The organism is Enterobacter sp. MGH 16 (assembly GCF_000493175.1).
GTDB classification, from domain to species: Bacteria; Pseudomonadota; Gammaproteobacteria; order Enterobacterales; family Enterobacteriaceae; genus Enterobacter; species Enterobacter roggenkampii.
Window position 1 is genome coordinate 2,990,172 of sequence record NZ_KI535695.1, and the last position, 17,308, is coordinate 3,007,479.

The window sequence follows — 17,308 nt, forward strand, 5'->3', positions numbered from 1 at the left end:
CTACTGGCTAACCGGGCAATGCAGACGCGTTAACTCACCGCGCCGACCCAGAGAAGAAATAAGTGTAACCGTGATGCTGACACATCCTTCGAGCGTTGTCTGCCCCCGACTGGCCTGCCAGCCTGCCGGGAGAACATTTGTTGAGAGCTGAGACTGGTTCCAGGCATGGTGCCAGAGCTGGCGATACTGATTAAACACGGTGAACCGCGCCGCCAGCGCCCGGTGATACCCCGACAGTGCCGTCACGACCACCACCAGCAGCATCATCGCCAGCAGGACCTCAACCATGCTAAACCCTTTTTCTCTGCTCACGGCAGCTGACATAACGCACTCTCCTTAAGGGGGCAAAAATCGCTCCAGCCGTGAGGCGAAAAGCGCACTATCCCGTCGACGATCTCTCCCCTGCGCCAGAGCAGCAGGTCGTTGCCGCCGGCTATCAGTAGTACCCGCGCCTCGCTCAGCTGACGCAAACACACCCGCCATGCCGATGTCGTTTTGCACTGGACTGGTGGCGCTGACGCCCAGCGCTGAACGCGCCCCCACTCAAGCGCGGACTGCACCGTCGCCTGCTGCTGAAGCGAGCGGTTCTCACCGCCGACGAGCGCACTGAACGTTGTGAGCTGCTGATTGAGGCCCGTCAGGATCAAAGTACCAAGCACCAGTAAAAGCAGAACCAGCGCCAGCGAAGATATGCCGCGTTGACGATTCACAGGTTGTACCCCGTGACCGTATACAACGCCTGCCAGGGTTCCCCTTTTTCATCTTTACGCCTCGCGGCCAGTTCGATATTCAGCTCTGGCGCAAAACCGGCATGTTCGACTCTCCTCACCACAAAGTGTGCTATCGCAAGCCTGTCCGGGTCCGTGAGCTTTTCCCACCCTTTTCCTTCACACGACGTCGCGCCACGCAGGGTTTCCAGCGCCCCCGATTCCAGACGAAAACCGGTGCTGTCATTTTCTGACGCGCTGCTATCCCAGTAGCCGTTACTGTTGGCATCCCACCGCGCAATGATGCAGCGCCCCTGCCTGCCGATTGTCAGCGCCTGTCCCTGGCAATTTCCCGCGCAGTACCCTGCACGCTGAAGCTGTTTGCCGAGGGCGAACAGGCGTTGCCAGACCTCTTCTTCCAGCTCTCGCTGGGCAGATTGCAGTAATACCGCCCGCTGCAATCCGGGCAAAAAGCGCGATGCGCTTATCAATAACAGGCTGCTGATGGCCGTAGCAATCAGCACTTCGGTAAGCGAAAAGCCGCCCTGTCTCATCGACATTGTCCTCCCTCGGAGACCTTACACATCCTGATGCGCCCTCCGTCTGAAACGATAATCAGCCAGTCTCCGGCACGACTTTGAACGCGTATCCGCCCTGCCCATGCCGTATCCCGTAATCCATAGAACCCCAGCGACGGCGTGACCTCGCCGATCGCGACCTCAGGCCAGAGGGGGAGTAGCACAAAGGGACTGTCCTTCTCACAGACCTGCACGGCAGAGCTCACCAGACAGTCCCGATCGCCCACCCGCTGAAGGATAATTTGGTGGTCGCTGTTGTGGCGGTTGGCATGGTTGCGCAGAAACAGCAGGTAATCTCGCACCTGACTGGCGGTTTGCCACAGCCGCTGCTGCCGTTGCCAGCAGTCCCAGCCGTACAGGCCTGAGGCGCTGAGGATGACGACAAGCGAAACGGCGACCAGCGTTTCGATAAGCGTAAAACCGTTCTCTTTTTTCATACCGGGAGTGTGGCGAAGCGCCGTGAACATGACGAGCATCGGATTATCGTTTTGCGAGGCGTCATCCGCAGAATTGGGAGGGTTGCAGCGCGTTGCACGCCTTCTGGATAGCGCTTCGGGAAACGGGAGAAAGGCGAAAAAAAAACCGGCGCTAAACAGCACCGGTTGTGTCAGGCTTTACCGCATCAGATAGCGACAGGCGCTTTGATGCCCGGATGGGGGTCGTAGCCCTCAATCTCGAAATCTTCAAAGCGGTAGTCGAAGATGGATGCCGGTTTGCGTTTGATAATCAGCTTCGGCAGCGCACGCGGTTCGCGGGTAAGCTGGAGATGCGTCTGTTCCATATGGTTGCTGTAGAGATGGGTATCCCCACCGGTCCAGACGAAATCACCCACTTCCAGGTCGCACTGCTGCGCCATCATATGAACTAACAGTGCATAGCTGGCAATGTTAAACGGCAGGCCGAGGAACACGTCACAGGAGCGCTGGTAGAGCTGGCAGGAGAGCTTGCCGTCAGCGACATAGAACTGGAAGAACGCGTGGCACGGCGCCAGCGCCATTTTATCCAGTTCGCCAACGTTCCAGGCGGAAACGATGATGCGGCGCGAGTCCGGATCGTTTTTCAGCTGGTTCATCACGGTGGTGATCTGGTCAATATGGCGGCCATCAGGCGTTGGCCATGCGCGCCACTGCTTGCCGTAAACGGGGCCCAGGTTGCCGTTCTCGTCTGCCCATTCGTCCCAGATGGAAACGTTATTTTCGTGCAGATACGCAACGTTAGTATCGCCTTGCAGGAACCAGAGCAGTTCATGAATGATCGAGCGCAGGTGGCAGCGCTTTGTCGTCACCAGCGGGAAGCCTTCCTGCAGGTTGAAGCGCATCTGGTGGCCAAAAATGGAGAGCGTACCGGTACCGGTGCGGTCATTTTTCGGCGTGCCCTCATCGAGCACTTTTTTCATCAATTCAAGATACTGTTTCATGGTTCCTCAGGAAAGTTGTTGCTGTGGACGACGACGATACGCCCAAATCATCATAATGGCACCCGCGACGATCATCGGAATGGAGAGGATCTGCCCCATGCTGATGTACTGTACCCACTCGCCGGTAAACTGGGCGTCAGGCTGGCGGAAGAATTCGACGATGATGCGGAACGCGCCATAGCCAATCAGGAACAGCCCGGAAACAGCCCCCATCGGACGTGGCTTGCGGATAAACAGGTTGAGGATGATAAACAGCACCACGCCTTCCAGCGCCAGCTCGTACAGCTGGGACATATGGCGCGGCAGCACGCCGTAGGTATCGAAAATGGACTGCCACTCAGGATGCGACGGCAACAGCGCCATGTCTTCCGCGCGCGAGCCCGGGAACAGCATGGTAAAGGAAACGCTCGGGTCGACACGCCCCCACAGCTCACCGTTGATAAAGTTGCCCAGACGGCCAGCGCCGAGACCAAACGGGATCAGCGGTGCGATGAAATCTGACACCTGGAAGAAGTTGCGTTTGGTGCGTTTGGCAAAAATCACCATCACCAGAATCACCCCAATCAGGCCGCCGTGGAAGGACATGCCGCCGTCCCAGACGCGGAACAGATAGAGGGGATCGTTCAGGAAGACCGGGAAGTTATAGAACAGCACATACCCAATTCGGCCACCCAGGAACACGCCGAGGAAGCCCGCATAGAGCAGGTTTTCAACTTCGTTTTTAGTCCAGCCGCTGCCAGGACGGCTGGCGCGACGGCCCGCGAGCCACATGGCAAAAATGAAGCCCACCAGGTACATCAGACCGTACCAGTGAAGCGAAACAGGTCCTATTGAGAAAATGACCGGATCAAATTCCGGAAAATGCAGATAACCACTGTTCATCTGTCACCACAAGATGTTGTTATTCCGCTGAAAGTGGACAGCGGTAGAAATGCGATTCTGCCGTAAGCAGAGGCTCCAAAGTTGCGAATCATAGCACAAGGCGGGCGCGGAGGATGCGCCCGAGATGTAAAAGATGTGTATAGGGTTTTATGCGCGCTGATGCCCTCTCCCACAGGGAGAGGGAGAAAGGCTTTAGCGGCCGCCGCGGATCAGACCGCCCATACCGCGTCGTTCCATAAACGCCGCGACCTGGTGGCGAACCTCAGCAGCCAGCTGCGCCTCAAGGCTACGCTCTGCCAGCTCGCGGGCATCATTGATGTCAATATGCCGCAACAGATACTTCACGCGGGCAACAGCGCGACCGTTCATCGACAGATGGCGGTACCCCAGACCAATCAGGATCGCAACGCACATGGAGTCCCCGGCCATTTCACCGCACAGGCGTAAATCAATGCCGTACTGCTCCGCTTCACGGGCAATCATCGCTAAGGCGCGAATGATCGCCGGATGCAGGCTATCGTAGATACTGGCGACGCGGGTGTTGTTACGGTCGACGGCCAGAATATATTGCGTCAGGTCGTTCGTGCCGACAGAGATAAAATCAACCCGGTTCGCCAGCTGCGGCAGCATAAAGACCATAGACGGCACTTCAAGCATGACGCCGATCCGCGGTTTCGGAATCGCATAACCGATCATCTCTTCCACTTCACGGCCTGCACGTTCGATCAACCGACGCGCTTCGTCGATCTCATCGATGCTGGTGACCATCGGCAGCAGGATGCTGAGATTGCCCGTCGCCGCGTTGGCGCGGAGCATCGCGCGCACCTGGATCAGGAAGATCTCAGGCTGGTCGAGCGTAATGCGGATCCCACGCCAGCCCAGGCACGGGTTTTCTTCGCTGATCGGCATATAGGGCAGCTGTTTATCCGCCCCGACGTCCAGGGTTCGCAGGGTGACAGGTTTGTCGTTAAACATTTGCAGCATGCCCTGATACTGCGCCACCTGCTCCTCTTCAGAGGGAAAGCCGCTCTGCAGCATGAACGGGATTTCGGTGCGGTACAGGCCAATGCCGTCGATGCGACTGCCAAGCTTTTCTTCATGCTCAGGGCTTAAACCGGCGTTGAGCATGACTTTGATCCGCTCACCGCTCTTAAGCTGGGCGGGCAGGTTAACGTCATCTTCCGCCAGCTTGCTTAATTCATTCTCTTCGCTGATAAGACGCTGGTATTCCTGGAGCAGAACCGGCTCAGGATCGACCAGCAGCTCACCGCGATAGCCGTCGACCACCAGCGTACGGCGATGAAGTACCGACGGCTGAATGTCCGCCCCCATAACGGTAGGGATACCCAGCGCGCGCACCATAATGGCGGCGTGCGAGTTGGCGGCACCATCGCGCACCACCACACCGGCCAGCCTGTCCTGCGGCAGTTCAGCCAGCGTCGTTGCCGAGAGTTCGTCGGCGACCAGAACAAACCGTTTTGGCCAGGCGTTAGGCCCCTGAATGGTGTCATCAAGATGGAACAGCAGGCGCTGCCCCAGGGCGCGCAGATCGCCTGCGCGCTCTTTCAGGTAACCGTCGGTCAGTGCCGCAAATTGATCGGCAAATTTTTCGATGACCTTCTTAACCGCCCACTCCGCGACCGAGCCTTTATCCACTTCCGCAAAAAGCTCGCGGCGCAGGCGCGCATCGGAAAGCAGGTGCGAATAGAGGTCAAAGATGGCCGCCGTCTCTTTTTGCGCGCCTGCGGCAAAGCGCTTGCTGTAGCGACGAAATTCATTCGCGGCCTCTTCCAGCGCGGCGGTAAGACGCTCGCGCTCCAGCGCTTCATCAAGCGTTGAGGCTTCATAAACCTGCTCCATGAGCGGCAGCGTGGCATCCATCCAGCCTTCAGCAATCGCCACGCCTGGCGAGGCCGGAAGGGCACGAATGCGCGTATGGCGATACTGGCCAAAGAGCGCGGCAAGCTGAGACTGGGAGAGGATCGCCGCCATCTGCGTGGCCAGCGTGACGAGGAATGACTCCTCGCTTTCGTCGTACTGACGTAGCTCACGCTGCTGGACAACCAGCACGCCGAGCAGCTGGCGACGCTGGATAATCGGCACGCCAAGGAAAGCGCGGAAGCGCTCTTCTTTTACGGAAGGAATGTATTTAAAGCTGGGGTGTTTTTGCGCGTCAGCAAGGTTAATGGGTTCAGCCAGTCGCCCAACCAGACCCACGATACCCTCATCAAATGCGAGCGTTACGGTGCGTCCACGCGGTTTTTTCAAACCACGGGTCGCCATCAGGTAATAGCAGCGCCGATCGTGGTCGGCCAGATACACCGAACAGACCTCGGTCTCCATCGCAAGACAGATGTCGGTGACCAGAATATTCAGCGCCTCGTTCAGACGCGGCGCGCTGGCCACCTTCTCGACTATTTCTCGCAAGCGGGTGAGCATGATTTGCGTAGCTTAACCTCTTTTACGTCGCCAGGCAGGTGCGCTCTGCGGCTTAGGCGGGATCTCCTGAAGCTGCATCACCACACTTGCAAACTCTTTCATCACCCTACGGTAAACATCGCGCTTAAATGACACGACCTGACGAACAGGATACCAATAGCTCACCCAGCGCCAGCCATCGAACTCCGGCGTACTGCTGGTTTGCATATTGATGTCTGAATCGTTGCCCACCAACTGCAACAGAAACCACTTCTGTTTCTGGCCGATACAAACCGGCTTTGTGTCCCAACGCACCAAACGTTTCGGTAACTTGTAACGCAACCAGTTGCGGGTCGAAGCCAGGATGCGAACATCTTTTCGGCTCAAACCGACCTCTTCAAAAAGCTCCCGGTACATCGCTTGTTCTGGGGACTCTCCAGGATTGATCCCGCCTTGCGGGAACTGCCAGGAGTGCTGACCATATCGACGGGCCCACATCACCTGGCCCTGACGATTACAAATTACTATTCCTACGTTTGGGCGGTAGCCATCGTCATCAATCACCGGACTACCCCAAACTAAACCTTATATATGAATGATTGTTTCACACTACAGGGAGGCGGTAAACCACTCTCTTACAGGCCTGCAACCTAATAACAATTGAATAACTCACAAATATGTGCGGAGTTATAAACAGATATGAGACAGTAAAGGGAATTTTATTCACCTTTTCTGTGGATATAGTTGTGAAGAAGTGTCTGATTACCGATGAACAACCTCAAGCGCCGCGAAAGACCCTTTTATACCCCACCGCATTAATATGATTGTTTTCATAGTGTTATGAGTATTTACATAAACAAAAAACTGATTAGCGTGACGATCGTCACATCAGGGATCGTCGCACTGATGAAAGATCGAACAGCGTCGGTTTTATCCACAGATTGTGCCAATAAGTTAGTCACAATTTGTTTGAAAATTCGATTTTCATCGCACGTCAAGGCTGTAAATGGAAACAGTAGTCAGGGTTATGCCCAGTTATCCCATTTTTCTGTGGATAACATGGTGTAAGATCCTGTTCATTGTCAGTGACCAGATTTGAACAACCGGTTTTCTCACCCAGGCGGAACGATTCCAGACCAATAAAAAATCCTATAAATCATAGAGATGTCATATTGGTACAGAAATAGTTAAACTCTATCCACAGGGGACAATTTCTTCGTTTATTTTTTAATCAAAAGGTTACCGTCATGCACCCGCTTACACCCTTGCTCTCACCACCGTCCAGCGAGAGCCAGTTGCTACTGCAGGCACAGCGTCTGGCTGGCTTTTCGCTTGGCGAGCTGGCGGCAATGGCCGGGCTTCCGATCCCAAAGGATCTGAAGCGGGATAAAGGCTGGATCGGTATGCTGCTGGAGCTGTGGCTGGGTGCCAGCGCAGGGAGCAAACCCGAGCAGGATTTTGCAGCCCTTGGCGTGGAGTTAAAAACCATCCCAGTAGACCGCCAGGGCAAGCCGCTTGAGACCACCTTCGTCTGCGTTGCGCCATTAACCGGCAATACCGGCGTAACCTGGGAAACCAGCCACGTTCGCCACAAGCTGAAGCGCGTATTGTGGGTACCGGTTGAGGGTGAGCGTCAGATCCCCCTGGCCGACCGACGCGTCGGCGCGCCGCTGCTCTGGAGCCCTGACGAGGATGAGGAGCATCAGCTGCGTCTGGACTGGGAGGAGCTAATGGACATGATTGTGCTTGGGCAGGTAGAGCGTATCACCGCCCGACACGGAGAAGTATTACAGCTGCGTCCGAAAGCGGCCAACAGTAAAGCACTTACCGAGGCAATCGGCGCGCAGGGCGAGCCTATCCTGACGTTGCCGCGCGGTTTTTATCTCAAAAAGAATTTCACCGGTGCACTACTCGCACGTCATTTCCTGTTGAAAACATAGTTTTTTACTTATTTTGAGAGCTCTCGAACATAATCGACTGCTTTTTAAGATTTTACCGCTTCCTCAAGTCGCCATATCGGGTTAATACTAGATGATGATTTGATACAAGCCAGATGAGGACGATAACGATGAAAAAATGGGCAGTGTTAGTGTCAGCAGTCGGTTTAGCGTTTGCTGTATCGGGCTGTAGCAGCGATTACGTCATGGCGACAAAAGATGGTCGAATGATCCTGACCGACGGCAAACCCGAAGTCGACGATGATACCGGTCTGGTCAGCTACCGCGACCAGGAAGGCAATAAAATGCAGATCAATCGCGACGAAGTCTCGCAAATTATCGAGCGATAAACAGAGAGAGGTCAGTCGCTTGCTGGCCTTTTTGATTTTTTTCTTCCCCTTTTGCTTCCCCTCTGCCATGTTTATATTCCTTTGTCGGGCACGGCCTGACGCGGTCTATAAGTCTATTGAGGAAGCCGGCTATGCATTATCACCGTATCCCCCACAGCGCTCTGGAAATTAGCCAACTGGGGTTGGGCACGATGACATTTGGTGAACAAAACAGCGAAGCCGATGCCCATGCACAACTCGATTACGCCGTCAGCCAGGGCATTAACCTGATTGATGTCGCAGAGATGTACCCTGTACCGCCACGTCCTGAGACGCAGGGACTTACCGAAACCTACGTCGGTAACTGGCTGGCAAAACGCGGCAACCGTGAAAAGCTGGTGATTGCCTCCAAAGTCAGTGGCCCCGCGCGCAACAACGATACCGGGATCCGCCCGAATCAGATCCTCGATCGCAAAAATATCCGCGCTGCACTGGACGCCAGCCTCAAGCGTCTGCAAACCGACTATCTCGACCTCTACCAGGTGCACTGGCCGCAGCGGCCAACCAACTGCTTTGGTAAGCTCGGCTACAGCTGGAATGAGAGCGCCCCCACCGTGACGCTGCTGGAAACGCTGGAAGCGCTGACCGAATGCCAGCGTGCGGGAAAAATCCGCTACATTGGCGTGTCTAACGAAACGGCCTTTGGGGTCATGCGCTATCTGCACCTGGCGGATAAGCACGATCTGCCGCGTATCGTGACTATCCAGAACCCTTACAGCCTGCTTAACCGCAGCTATGAAGTGGGTCTGGCCGAAGTGACGCAGTATGAAGAAGTGGAACTGCTCGCCTACTCCTGTCTCGGCTTCGGCACGCTGACGGGGAAATACCTGAACGGTGCGAAACCGGCCGGTGCGCGTAATACCCTCTTTAGCCGCTTTACCCGCTACAGCGGCGAGCAGACGCAGAAAGCCGTTGCCGCCTATGTGGATATCGCGAAGCGTCACGGTCTTGACCCTGCGCAGATGGCGCTGGCCTTCGTGCGTCGTCAGCCGTTTGTTGCCAGTACCCTGCTGGGCGCAACCACGATGGAACAGCTGAAAACCAATATTGAGAGTTTCCATCTGAACCTGAGTGAAGAGGTGTTAGCGGAGATTGAAGCGGTGCATCAGGTTTATACTTATCCAGCACCGTAGCCTGATACTTTTGCCCGGTGGCGCTACGCTTACCGGGCCTGCAGGTGCTCAAACCCAGGCCGGGTAAGGCGAAGCCGCCACCCGGCTATATATCAACGGCGACGTTGCCACATCCACAAGCCCGCAATCGCAATCGCAAACAGCCCGCCAAACCCGACGCCAATCCCCACCACCGGCACACCCACTTTTACCGCCAGCGAGTAGAGTCCCAGCATTAACAGCATCGCCAGGTTTTCACCCAGGTTTTGTACGGCGATGGCATTCCCCGCCCCGACGGTCTGCTTGCCACGCTCCTGCAGCAACGCGTTCAGCGGCACCACGAAGAAGCCCCCCAGAATACCAATCAGGATCAGGAGGACATAGGCAGGCAATAACGCATGCTGCAGCGAGAAAATCAGCACCACAACGCCAATCAGGATCCCGGCGGGCATGCAGCGTGCTACCGTCTCGAGCGTCACCAGCTTCGCCGCCGCGCCTGCCCCCACAACAATGCCGATGGCCACCATCGCATTAAGATAGGTCGGCGTCGCGTTGTCAGTAATCCCCAGCGCCACGGGCACCCACAGCACCAGCAGGAAGCGCAGCGTAACGCCCGCGCCCCAGAACATACTGGTCCCCATCAGGGAGAAACGCGTTTCACCGTTACGCCACAGCACGCGGCAGGCAGTAAAGAAGCTGCCGGTCATTGGTTTAACGCGCCAGGACTGGCCCGGGCGAGCCACCGGCAGCTTCGGAATAAACAGGTTCGCCACGACCGCCCCGCCATACACCACCGCACACACGCCCAGTGCCGCCAGCACATGCCAGTCGGCCAGCACGCCGCCCGCGACGGATCCGAGCAGAATAGCGGCAATGGTTGACGATTCCATCAGGCCGTTGGCTTTCACCAGCTTATCCCCGGTGGTCAACTCGCCGAGGATGCCGTACTTCGCCGGCGAGTAGGCGGCGGCCCCAATGCCCACCAGCGTATAGCCAATAAACGGATTGAAGCCAAAGCAAATGCTGGCCGCCCCCAGCAGCTTGAGGCCGTTGGCAAACATCATCACCCGGCCTTTCGGGAAGCTGTCCGCCACCTGTCCCACAAATGGAGCAAAAATAATGTAAGCGCCCACAAACACCATCTGCAGGATCGGCTGACTCCAGTCGGGGTAAAACTCGGCTTTCAGCAGCGCCAGCGTGGCAAACAGCAGCGCGTTATCACCGAACGCAGAGAGAAACTGCGCGGCGATGACGGCCATCATGCCTTTCGACCTGAGGGATGTGTTAGTGTGTACTGACTCACGCATTTTGCTGTTCCGCCTCTTCAACCATGCCTTTCAGGGTCACGAAATCGGGCTTCCCGCTGCCCAGCACCGGGAGCTGTTTCAGGTAGCGAATATCGCGCGGCACGGCCAGTTCAGGAATACCGTGTTCGCGTGCATAGCTCAGTAATCTGTCGCGCTTAAGCTCACTGTCGGTCGTAAACAGTACCAGCGCCTCACCTTTGCTGGCATCGCTCTTCACGACGGTAGCGTGCATCTTCTCGGCAGACACGGCCGTCGCCAGTTGCTCAACCATTTCCAGAGAGACCATTTCACCGGCAATTTTGGCGAAGCGTTTTGCGCGTCCCTGGATCTGTACAAAGCCTTGTTCATCAAAGCGGACGATATCGCCGGTGTCGTACCAGCCGGTTTCAACCTCGCCGTTGACGTTCTCCGCCGTCGGCGCTTCCAGCACGCCCGGATTTTCCACGCGCAGATACCCGTTCATCACGTTTGGCCCTTTCAGCTGCAGGCGGCCACCGTCCTCTATGCCCGGCACCGCCAGCAGACGCGCGTCCATCCCCGGCAGAATGCGGCCAACCGTTCCCGGTTTCGCCGCCATCGGCACGTTAATCGAGACCACGGGCGCACACTCGGTCACGCCATAGCCTTCGAGAATGCGCAGACCAAACTTGTCCTGCCAGATCTGACGCGTGCTCTCCTGCAGTTTTTCTGCGCCAGCCACCACGTACCGCACGCGATAGAAGTCATACGGATTGGCGAAACGCGCATAGTTCCCCAGGAAGGTAGAGGTTCCGAACAGAACGGTACAGTTACGGTCATACACCAGCTCCGGCACGATGCGGTAATGCAGCGGGCTTGGGTAAAGGAATACTTCAGCGCCGGTCAGCAGCGGCGTAAACAGCCCCACCGTCAGGCCAAAGGAGTGGAACAGCGGCAGCGCCGACATAAAGCGGTCGTTCGCGGTAAAGTCGGCGATGCTTTTAATCTGCTCGACGTTCGCCAGAATGCTCTTGTGGCTGTGGACGACGCCTTTCGGGTTGCCCTCCGATCCCGACGTGAAGAGGATAATCGCGTCATCTTCCGGCTGCTGTTTGACCTGGGCCAGACGCGGCATCAGCAGATGCGCAAAAATCCACAGCTTGTCGCCGGTGGTCACGTCCGCTTTCAGATCTTCCAGGAAGACCCAGCGCACCTGAGTGAGCTGCTCGGGAAGATGCCAGAGCTTGCCTTTGTCCAGGAACTGGCGGGAGGTGAATACAGTATTGATTTGCGCAGCGGTTATCGCGCTGGTCAGCCCCTTCACGCCCGCCGTGTAGTTCATCATCGCCGGAATACGGCCCCGGGAAACCGCACCGAAAATCACCGCCGCGCTGATGCCCGCGTTAGGCAGCATCAGGCCTATCTTTTCGCCCTTTTTGCTGTACTTCTCCAGAATACGGCCCACAAACAGGGTTTTGGTCAGCAGCTTGCGATAGGTATCCGGAGTAAAGTTGATGTCTTCGATGCAGTTTTTCTTCGCGCCATAGCGGTACTGCGCGGAAAGCAGGGATTCGTACAGCGTTTCGCGCGGGCGCACGGCCATACGCGCTTCCATCATAATCTGATGCAGCATTTCCCCGGCGATTTTACGGCGATCGCGGGCACGCGGCGCGTCGGGCATCGGTAATGACGTTGGCGGCAGGATATGCAGCGTGATTTTGGGGAACAGACGCTGCTTCACCAGCCCCTTCAGACGGCTGAAATGGGTCAGCTCCGCGCCTTCAATACGCAGCGGCACCACGGTCGCTTTTGACTTCGCCGCAACAAACCCCGCGCCGTCGTAGATTTTCATCAGCGAACCGGTCACGGAGATCCGTCCTTCAGGGAAAATGACCACCGGGCGCCCCTGCTCGACCAGACGTACCAGATGCTTAATCATCATCGGCTTTGTCGGGTCGAGCGGCACAAAATCAATCAGCGGCGAGAGCCAGCGCATGTACCACTGCTGGCTGATGGAGGTATACACCGCAAACACCGGACGCACGGGCAAAAACAGCGCCAGCAGGATGCCGTCTATAAAGGAAACATGGTTTGGTGTGATCAAAACGCGTTCGCCGCTAAGCGCCCGGGTGTCGCCAGTGATGCGGATGCGAAAAAGAATACGGAAAAGCGTACGGAAGAACCCAAATAGCATCTCAACTCCCTTTGCCAGCCAGTGTGGAGGGTTATTAGTAAATGGTGGCAGATTACACGAGAAGTGATAAGGGAGCGACAGCAAAAGTGGAGGCGAAAAAAAACCTGCGCATCCGCGCAGGTTGGTGCAAGAGATGAGTACGAAACCGTACTAAGAATTCTCACCAATCAATACCTCTGGGATCTCAACTGTATCAACCTCTTTAACGCCCTTGCTATCGGACAATCGCAACAGCCTGAGGCAAAGTGTAACTAAAGGTTCAGATTCACATTTTTCAGACATGACTGGGCGTGTAACGATTACACCGCCAGGGGTGTGCTGCGTCACGTTTGTGGAGAGCGGAAATCCGCTCCCCTTGAATGCACGCCGCTTTTCCGCAACACTATTTGGTGTGTAAACGCTTACCCCCAATAAGAAGGTAATGAATGGCGACAATAAAGGATGTGGCCCGTCTGGCTGGCGTGTCGGTGGCAACCGTCTCGCGCGTGATTAATGATTCACCAAAGGCCAGTGACGCATCACGTCAGGCGGTACAAAGCGCCATGGAATCCCTGAATTATCATCCCAATGCCAACGCTCGCGCGCTCGCCCAGCAGTCCACAGAAACGATTGGTCTGGTGGTGGGCGATGTTTCTGATCCCTTTTTCGGCGCCATGGTGAAAGCGGTTGAACAGGTTTCCTATCAGACAGGCAATTTTTTGCTGATCGGCAATGGCTATCATAACGAACAAAAGGAACGCCAGGCCATTGAACAGCTGATCCGCCACCGCTGCGCGGCGCTGGTGGTTCACGCTAAAATGATCCCGGATGCCGAACTGATTCACCTGATGAAGCAGATGCCCGGAATGGTGATTATCAACCGTATCATTCCCGGCTTTGAGAAACGCTGTGTGGCCCTCGACGACCGCTACGGCGCCTGGCTTGCCACGCGGCACCTGATTCAGCAGGGCCATACCCGGATTGGCTATCTCTGTTCCAATCACCCCATTTCTGATGCGGAAGACCGTCTGCAGGGCTACTACGATGCCCTGCGTGAAAACGGGCTGCCGTGTAATGACCGTCTGGTGGCCTACGGCGAACCGGACGAGAGCGGCGGTGAACAGGCCATGACCGAACTGCTGGGCCGCGGACGGAATTTCACGGCGGTTGCCAGCTATAACGACTCTATGGCCGCAGGGGCAATGGGGGTGTTGAATGACAACGGAATTGAGGTACCGGCAGAAATTTCGCTGATTGGCTTCGACGACGTGCTGGTCTCCCGCTACGTTCGCCCGCGTCTGACCACCGTGCGCTACCCAATCATCACCATGGCAACGCAGGCCGCCGAGCTGGCGCTAGCGCTGGCTGAACAGCGCCAGCCGCCGGAAATTACCCATCTGTTTAGCCCGACGCTGGTCCGTCGTCACTCCGTTGCGTCGCCTGCAGAAGCGCAAAGCGAATAACGGTAGAGGTGCACCCGCGTGTTGGGGTATTCCAGCCCATCACCGATATACTGCCAGCCGTAACGTTCGTAGAAGTCGCGGCAGGCAGACCAGAGATGGAGCTCCTCATACCCGGACTGCGCGGCGTAAGCGATAACATGCCGCTGAAGTTCTCCCGCAAGCCCCTTGCCTCGCGCCGCGTCGTCTACGTAGAGCGCCGCCAGCCACGGACAGAGATCCTGACGGGTGATCAAATCGCAGCGCCAGAGTCCCACCGTGCCAAGAAGCTGTTCGCCGTCAACGGCAATGAACGTCAACGGTAATGCCCCAGGCGTCTGGCTGTGCTCAACAATGCTGTGGAAAAATTCCCGAGGAAGCCCTTCGCCAAAGGCCTGCCAGATCCAGTCGGTAACCTGCTCTGCGAAGTGTGGCGCCTTGTAAAGCGGGAGGATGACAGCCTTATTCATGTTTCACCTGCATTTTCTCATGTATTTACTGGCCTGATGCTCCAGCCCGGTTCGGTGATTATCTTACCAGAGTCAGGCTATTGAGTTTGACTTCAGGCTGGCCGGACGAATCGTTACCAAAAAGCGTGATCGTGGCAGAGTTTTTGCGCTTCCCGCATCGCTTATACGGCATAAGCTCTGTGGTAAACTGCAGATCGTTACGTGGAAGCAGGAATATAGAATGGCAACAATGCTGGATGTATCACTGCGCGCGGGCGTGTCGAAGGCCACGGTATCGCGCGTGCTGAACGGCACAGGTCAGGTAAAAGAGAGTACGCGTCAGCAGGTGTTTGCTGCGATGGAAGAGCTGGGCTATCGCCCGAACTTTCTCGCGCGCTCGCTGGCTAACCAGACCAGCAACAGCATTGGTCTGGTCGTCTCGACCTTTGACGGCTTTTATTTTGGCCGCCTTCTCCAGCAGGCGTCGCGGCAGACCGAAACTCACGGGAAACAGCTGATCGTCACCGACGGTCACGACGCGCCGGAACAGGAAGAGCAGGCGGTGCAGATGCTGGCCGATCGCCAGTGCGATGCCATCGTGCTTTACACGCGCTACATGAGCGAAAAAGCGATCGTCAAACTGATGAACACCGTGAAAACGCCGCTGGTGGTCATTAACCGTGAAGTGAGCCAGGCGCCGGATCGCTGCGTGTTCTTCGAACAGCAGGATGCCGCATTCAAGGCCGTGGATTACCTGATCGGCCAGGGCCATCGGGAGATCGCCTGTATCACCGTCCCGATCCACACTCCCACGGGTAAAGCGCGGCTGATGGGCTATCGCAAGGCGCTGGAAAAGCACGGTATCCGTCTGGACGAGCGCCGGATAAAGTACGGCGATGCAGGAATGACGCGGGGATACGAGCTTTGCAAGGAATTGATTGCCGACGGAGTACCGTTTAGCGCCCTGTTTGCCTGTAACGACGATATGGCGCTGGGGGCGTCCAAAGCGTTGCACCAGGCGGGGCTGAAAATCCCGCAGGATATCTCCCTGTTCGGCTTTGATGATGCCCCAAGCGCGAAATGGCTGGAGCCTGCGCTCTCGTCGGTTTATCTGCCCATCGACAATATGATTGTCACCGCCATCGATCAGGCGATCCGGCTGGCAAGAAACCAGCCGGTCGATGCCATCCCGCCGTTTACCGGCACGCTGGTGTTACGCGATTCGGTCACAACGGGGCCGTACTTTCATCAGATGAGTTCTAAAGCCAGCAGTTCCTGAATGGTCTGGCGACGGCGTATCAGCCGCGCCTTGCCATTATCAAACAGCACTTCCGGCAGCAGCGGGCGGCTATTGTAGTTAGAGGACATAGACGCCCCGTAGGCACCGGTATCATGCAGCACAAGATAATCACCCGGTTTGACCTCTGGCAGCGCGCGGGTTTCCACTTTGCCGCCCTCCTGCTGGGTAAACACGTCACCCGATTCGCACAGCGGCCCCGCAACGACCGTCTCAACGCGCGGCGCCTGCGTTAAATCGCGGCCGTCGGCAGCCAGGGCGGTAATGTGGTGATAGCTACCGTACATGGACGGACGCATCAGGTCGTTAAAGCCTGCATCAATCAAGACGAAGTGGCGAGACCCCATCTCTTTCACGCTGCGCACCTGAGAAACCAGCACGCCGGCTTCCGCCACCAGGAAACGACCCGGCTCAATTTCCAGCTTCACCGCGTGGCCCAGATGCGCGGCAATTTGATCGCGCGCGGCGCTCCACAAACCGTAATAGTGATCGGTATCGATCGCCTCTTCCCCTTCGCGATAAGGAATGGAGAGACCACCGCCCGCAGAGATCGCCTCCAGATCCTGACCGAAGTCGACAACCTGACGCACCATCGCGCCGCACACCTGTTCCAGGTGGCCGTAATCCACCCCAGAGCCAATGTGCATATGAATGCCCACCAGCTTCAGGTTGTAGCGCTGTAACACCTCCAGCGCGGCAGGCATGTCGGCATACCAGATCCCGTGCTTGCTGTTTTCGCCGCCGGTATTGGTTTTTTGGCTGTGGCCATGACCAAAGCCCGGGTTCACGCGCAGCCAGACGCGGTGGCCGGGAGAAACCTGACCGAGCTGCTCGAGCATATCCACAGAACCGGCATTTACCGGGATCTGCAGTTCGTGAACACGCGCCAGCGTCGCATCGTCGATCACATCGGCAGTAAAGACGATCGCGTCGCTGTCGGCTTTCGGATCGTATCCGGATACCAGCGCGCGCTCAATTTCGCCGAGTGAAACGGAGTCAACCTTCACGCCCTGCTCACGCATCAGGCGCAGAATATGAATATTGGAGCAGGCCTTCTGGGCAAAACGCACCACGTCGAACTGATGCAGGGCGGCGATCTTCTCGCGGACGATCTGCGCGTCGTAGACCCACACCGGACAGCCAAACTCGGCAGGCAGGCGCAGCAGGTTTTCGGCGTTCAAATCGGTATCAGTCTGGTTCAGCGGGCGTGGCATGGTCTTCTCCGGATAAATGCGTTTTGATGAT

The 17,308-nt window shown here is 56.7% G+C and carries 17 protein-coding genes; 5 read left to right on the forward strand and 12 right to left on the reverse strand.

The annotated features are described in order from the left end of the window. From L362_RS08825 to rppH, 8 genes are all read right to left on the reverse strand, one after another. Complete coding sequence (locus tag L362_RS08825; protein WP_023344832.1) at positions 1-324, reverse strand: prepilin-type N-terminal cleavage/methylation domain-containing protein; 324 nt, start codon at positions 322-324, stop codon at positions 1-3. Next, positions 309-710 carry a DUF2509 family protein gene (locus L362_RS08820; protein WP_023344833.1) on the reverse strand — a complete coding sequence of 134 codons (402 nt, stop codon included), beginning with the start codon at positions 708-710 and terminating at the stop codon, positions 309-311. The genes L362_RS08825 and L362_RS08820 overlap by 16 nt, the downstream gene beginning before the upstream one ends. Beyond that, on the reverse strand, positions 707-1,267 hold the full coding sequence (locus L362_RS08815; protein ID WP_021242012.1) for a prepilin peptidase-dependent protein: 561 nt from the start codon (positions 1,265-1,267) through the stop codon (positions 707-709). Before L362_RS08815 ends, L362_RS08820 begins: the two co-directional genes overlap by 4 nt. Beyond that, positions 1,258-1,722, reverse strand: coding sequence for a prepilin peptidase-dependent protein (locus L362_RS08810; protein WP_032638032.1), 465 nt, complete (start codon positions 1,720-1,722; stop codon positions 1,258-1,260). Before L362_RS08810 ends, L362_RS08815 begins: the two co-directional genes overlap by 10 nt. 185 nt (positions 1,723-1,907) lie before the next feature. Further along, complete coding sequence (gene thyA / locus L362_RS08805; protein ID WP_008499663.1) at positions 1,908-2,702, reverse strand: thymidylate synthase; 795 nt, start codon at positions 2,700-2,702, stop codon at positions 1,908-1,910. A 6-nt stretch (positions 2,703-2,708) separates the two neighbouring features. Beyond that, on the reverse strand, positions 2,709-3,584 hold the full coding sequence (gene lgt, locus L362_RS08800; protein WP_023344836.1) for a prolipoprotein diacylglyceryl transferase: 876 nt from the start codon (positions 3,582-3,584) through the stop codon (positions 2,709-2,711). 192 nt (positions 3,585-3,776) lie between these two features. Beyond that, complete coding sequence (gene ptsP / locus L362_RS08795) at positions 3,777-6,023, reverse strand: phosphoenolpyruvate--protein phosphotransferase (RefSeq protein ID WP_008499665.1); 2,247 nt, start codon at positions 6,021-6,023, stop codon at positions 3,777-3,779. Positions 6,024-6,035: 12 nt separating this feature from the next. Beyond that, positions 6,036-6,566 carry an RNA pyrophosphohydrolase gene (gene rppH / locus L362_RS08790; protein WP_013098553.1) on the reverse strand — a complete coding sequence of 177 codons (531 nt, stop codon included), beginning with the start codon at positions 6,564-6,566 and terminating at the stop codon, positions 6,036-6,038. Positions 6,567-7,249: 683 nt separating this feature from the next. On the opposite strand from rppH, the gene mutH reads away from it, so the two are divergent. From mutH to L362_RS08775, 3 genes are all read left to right on the forward strand, one after another. Continuing rightward, entirely contained in the window at positions 7,250-7,942 is a 693-nt protein-coding gene (gene mutH / locus L362_RS08785) for a DNA mismatch repair endonuclease MutH (RefSeq protein ID WP_021242015.1), read from the forward strand. Positions 7,943-8,070: 128 nt separating this feature from the next. Continuing rightward, the gene (locus L362_RS08780) at positions 8,071-8,289 is read left to right on the forward strand and encodes a YgdI/YgdR family lipoprotein (RefSeq protein ID WP_008499668.1); all 219 of its coding nucleotides are present in this window, start codon (positions 8,071-8,073) and stop codon (positions 8,287-8,289) included. 131 nt (positions 8,290-8,420) lie between these two features. After that, positions 8,421-9,461, forward strand: a complete 1,041-nt coding sequence (locus L362_RS08775) for an NADP(H)-dependent aldo-keto reductase (RefSeq protein ID WP_021242016.1) — start codon at positions 8,421-8,423, stop codon at positions 9,459-9,461. A gap of 92 nt (positions 9,462-9,553) precedes the next feature. Here the strand turns inward: L362_RS08775 and lplT are convergent, their stop codons facing one another. Together lplT and aas are read right to left on the reverse strand one after the other, a co-directional pair. Next, complete coding sequence (gene lplT, locus L362_RS08770; protein ID WP_023344837.1) at positions 9,554-10,747, reverse strand: lysophospholipid transporter LplT; 1,194 nt, start codon at positions 10,745-10,747, stop codon at positions 9,554-9,556. After that, complete coding sequence (aas, locus tag L362_RS08765; protein ID WP_008499671.1) at positions 10,740-12,899, reverse strand: bifunctional acyl-ACP--phospholipid O-acyltransferase/long-chain-fatty-acid--ACP ligase; 2,160 nt, start codon at positions 12,897-12,899, stop codon at positions 10,740-10,742. Before aas ends, lplT begins: the two co-directional genes overlap by 8 nt. 425 nt (positions 12,900-13,324) lie before the next feature. Here aas and galR point away from each other — a divergent pair, with 425 nt between their 5' ends. Continuing rightward, positions 13,325-14,341, forward strand: a complete 1,017-nt coding sequence (galR, locus tag L362_RS08760; RefSeq protein ID WP_021242019.1) for an HTH-type transcriptional regulator GalR — start codon at positions 13,325-13,327, stop codon at positions 14,339-14,341. On the opposite strand, the gene L362_RS08755 is transcribed toward galR, so the two are convergent. After that, positions 14,302-14,787: a GNAT family N-acetyltransferase gene (locus L362_RS08755; RefSeq protein ID WP_023344838.1), complete on the reverse strand. Its 486-nt coding sequence runs from the start codon at positions 14,785-14,787 to the stop codon at positions 14,302-14,304. The two genes, galR and L362_RS08755, sit on opposite strands and share 40 nt — an antisense overlap. Positions 14,788-15,007: 220 nt before the next feature. Between L362_RS08755 and L362_RS08750 the strand changes: the two genes are divergently transcribed. Then, positions 15,008-16,045, forward strand: a complete 1,038-nt coding sequence (locus L362_RS08750; protein WP_008499674.1) for a LacI family DNA-binding transcriptional regulator — start codon at positions 15,008-15,010, stop codon at positions 16,043-16,045. Here the strand turns inward: L362_RS08750 and lysA are convergent. Continuing rightward, positions 16,015-17,277, reverse strand: coding sequence for a diaminopimelate decarboxylase (gene lysA / locus L362_RS08745; RefSeq protein WP_023344839.1), 1,263 nt, complete (start codon positions 17,275-17,277; stop codon positions 16,015-16,017). The genes L362_RS08750 and lysA overlap by 31 nt on opposite strands. Positions 17,278-17,308 lie beyond the last annotated feature (31 nt).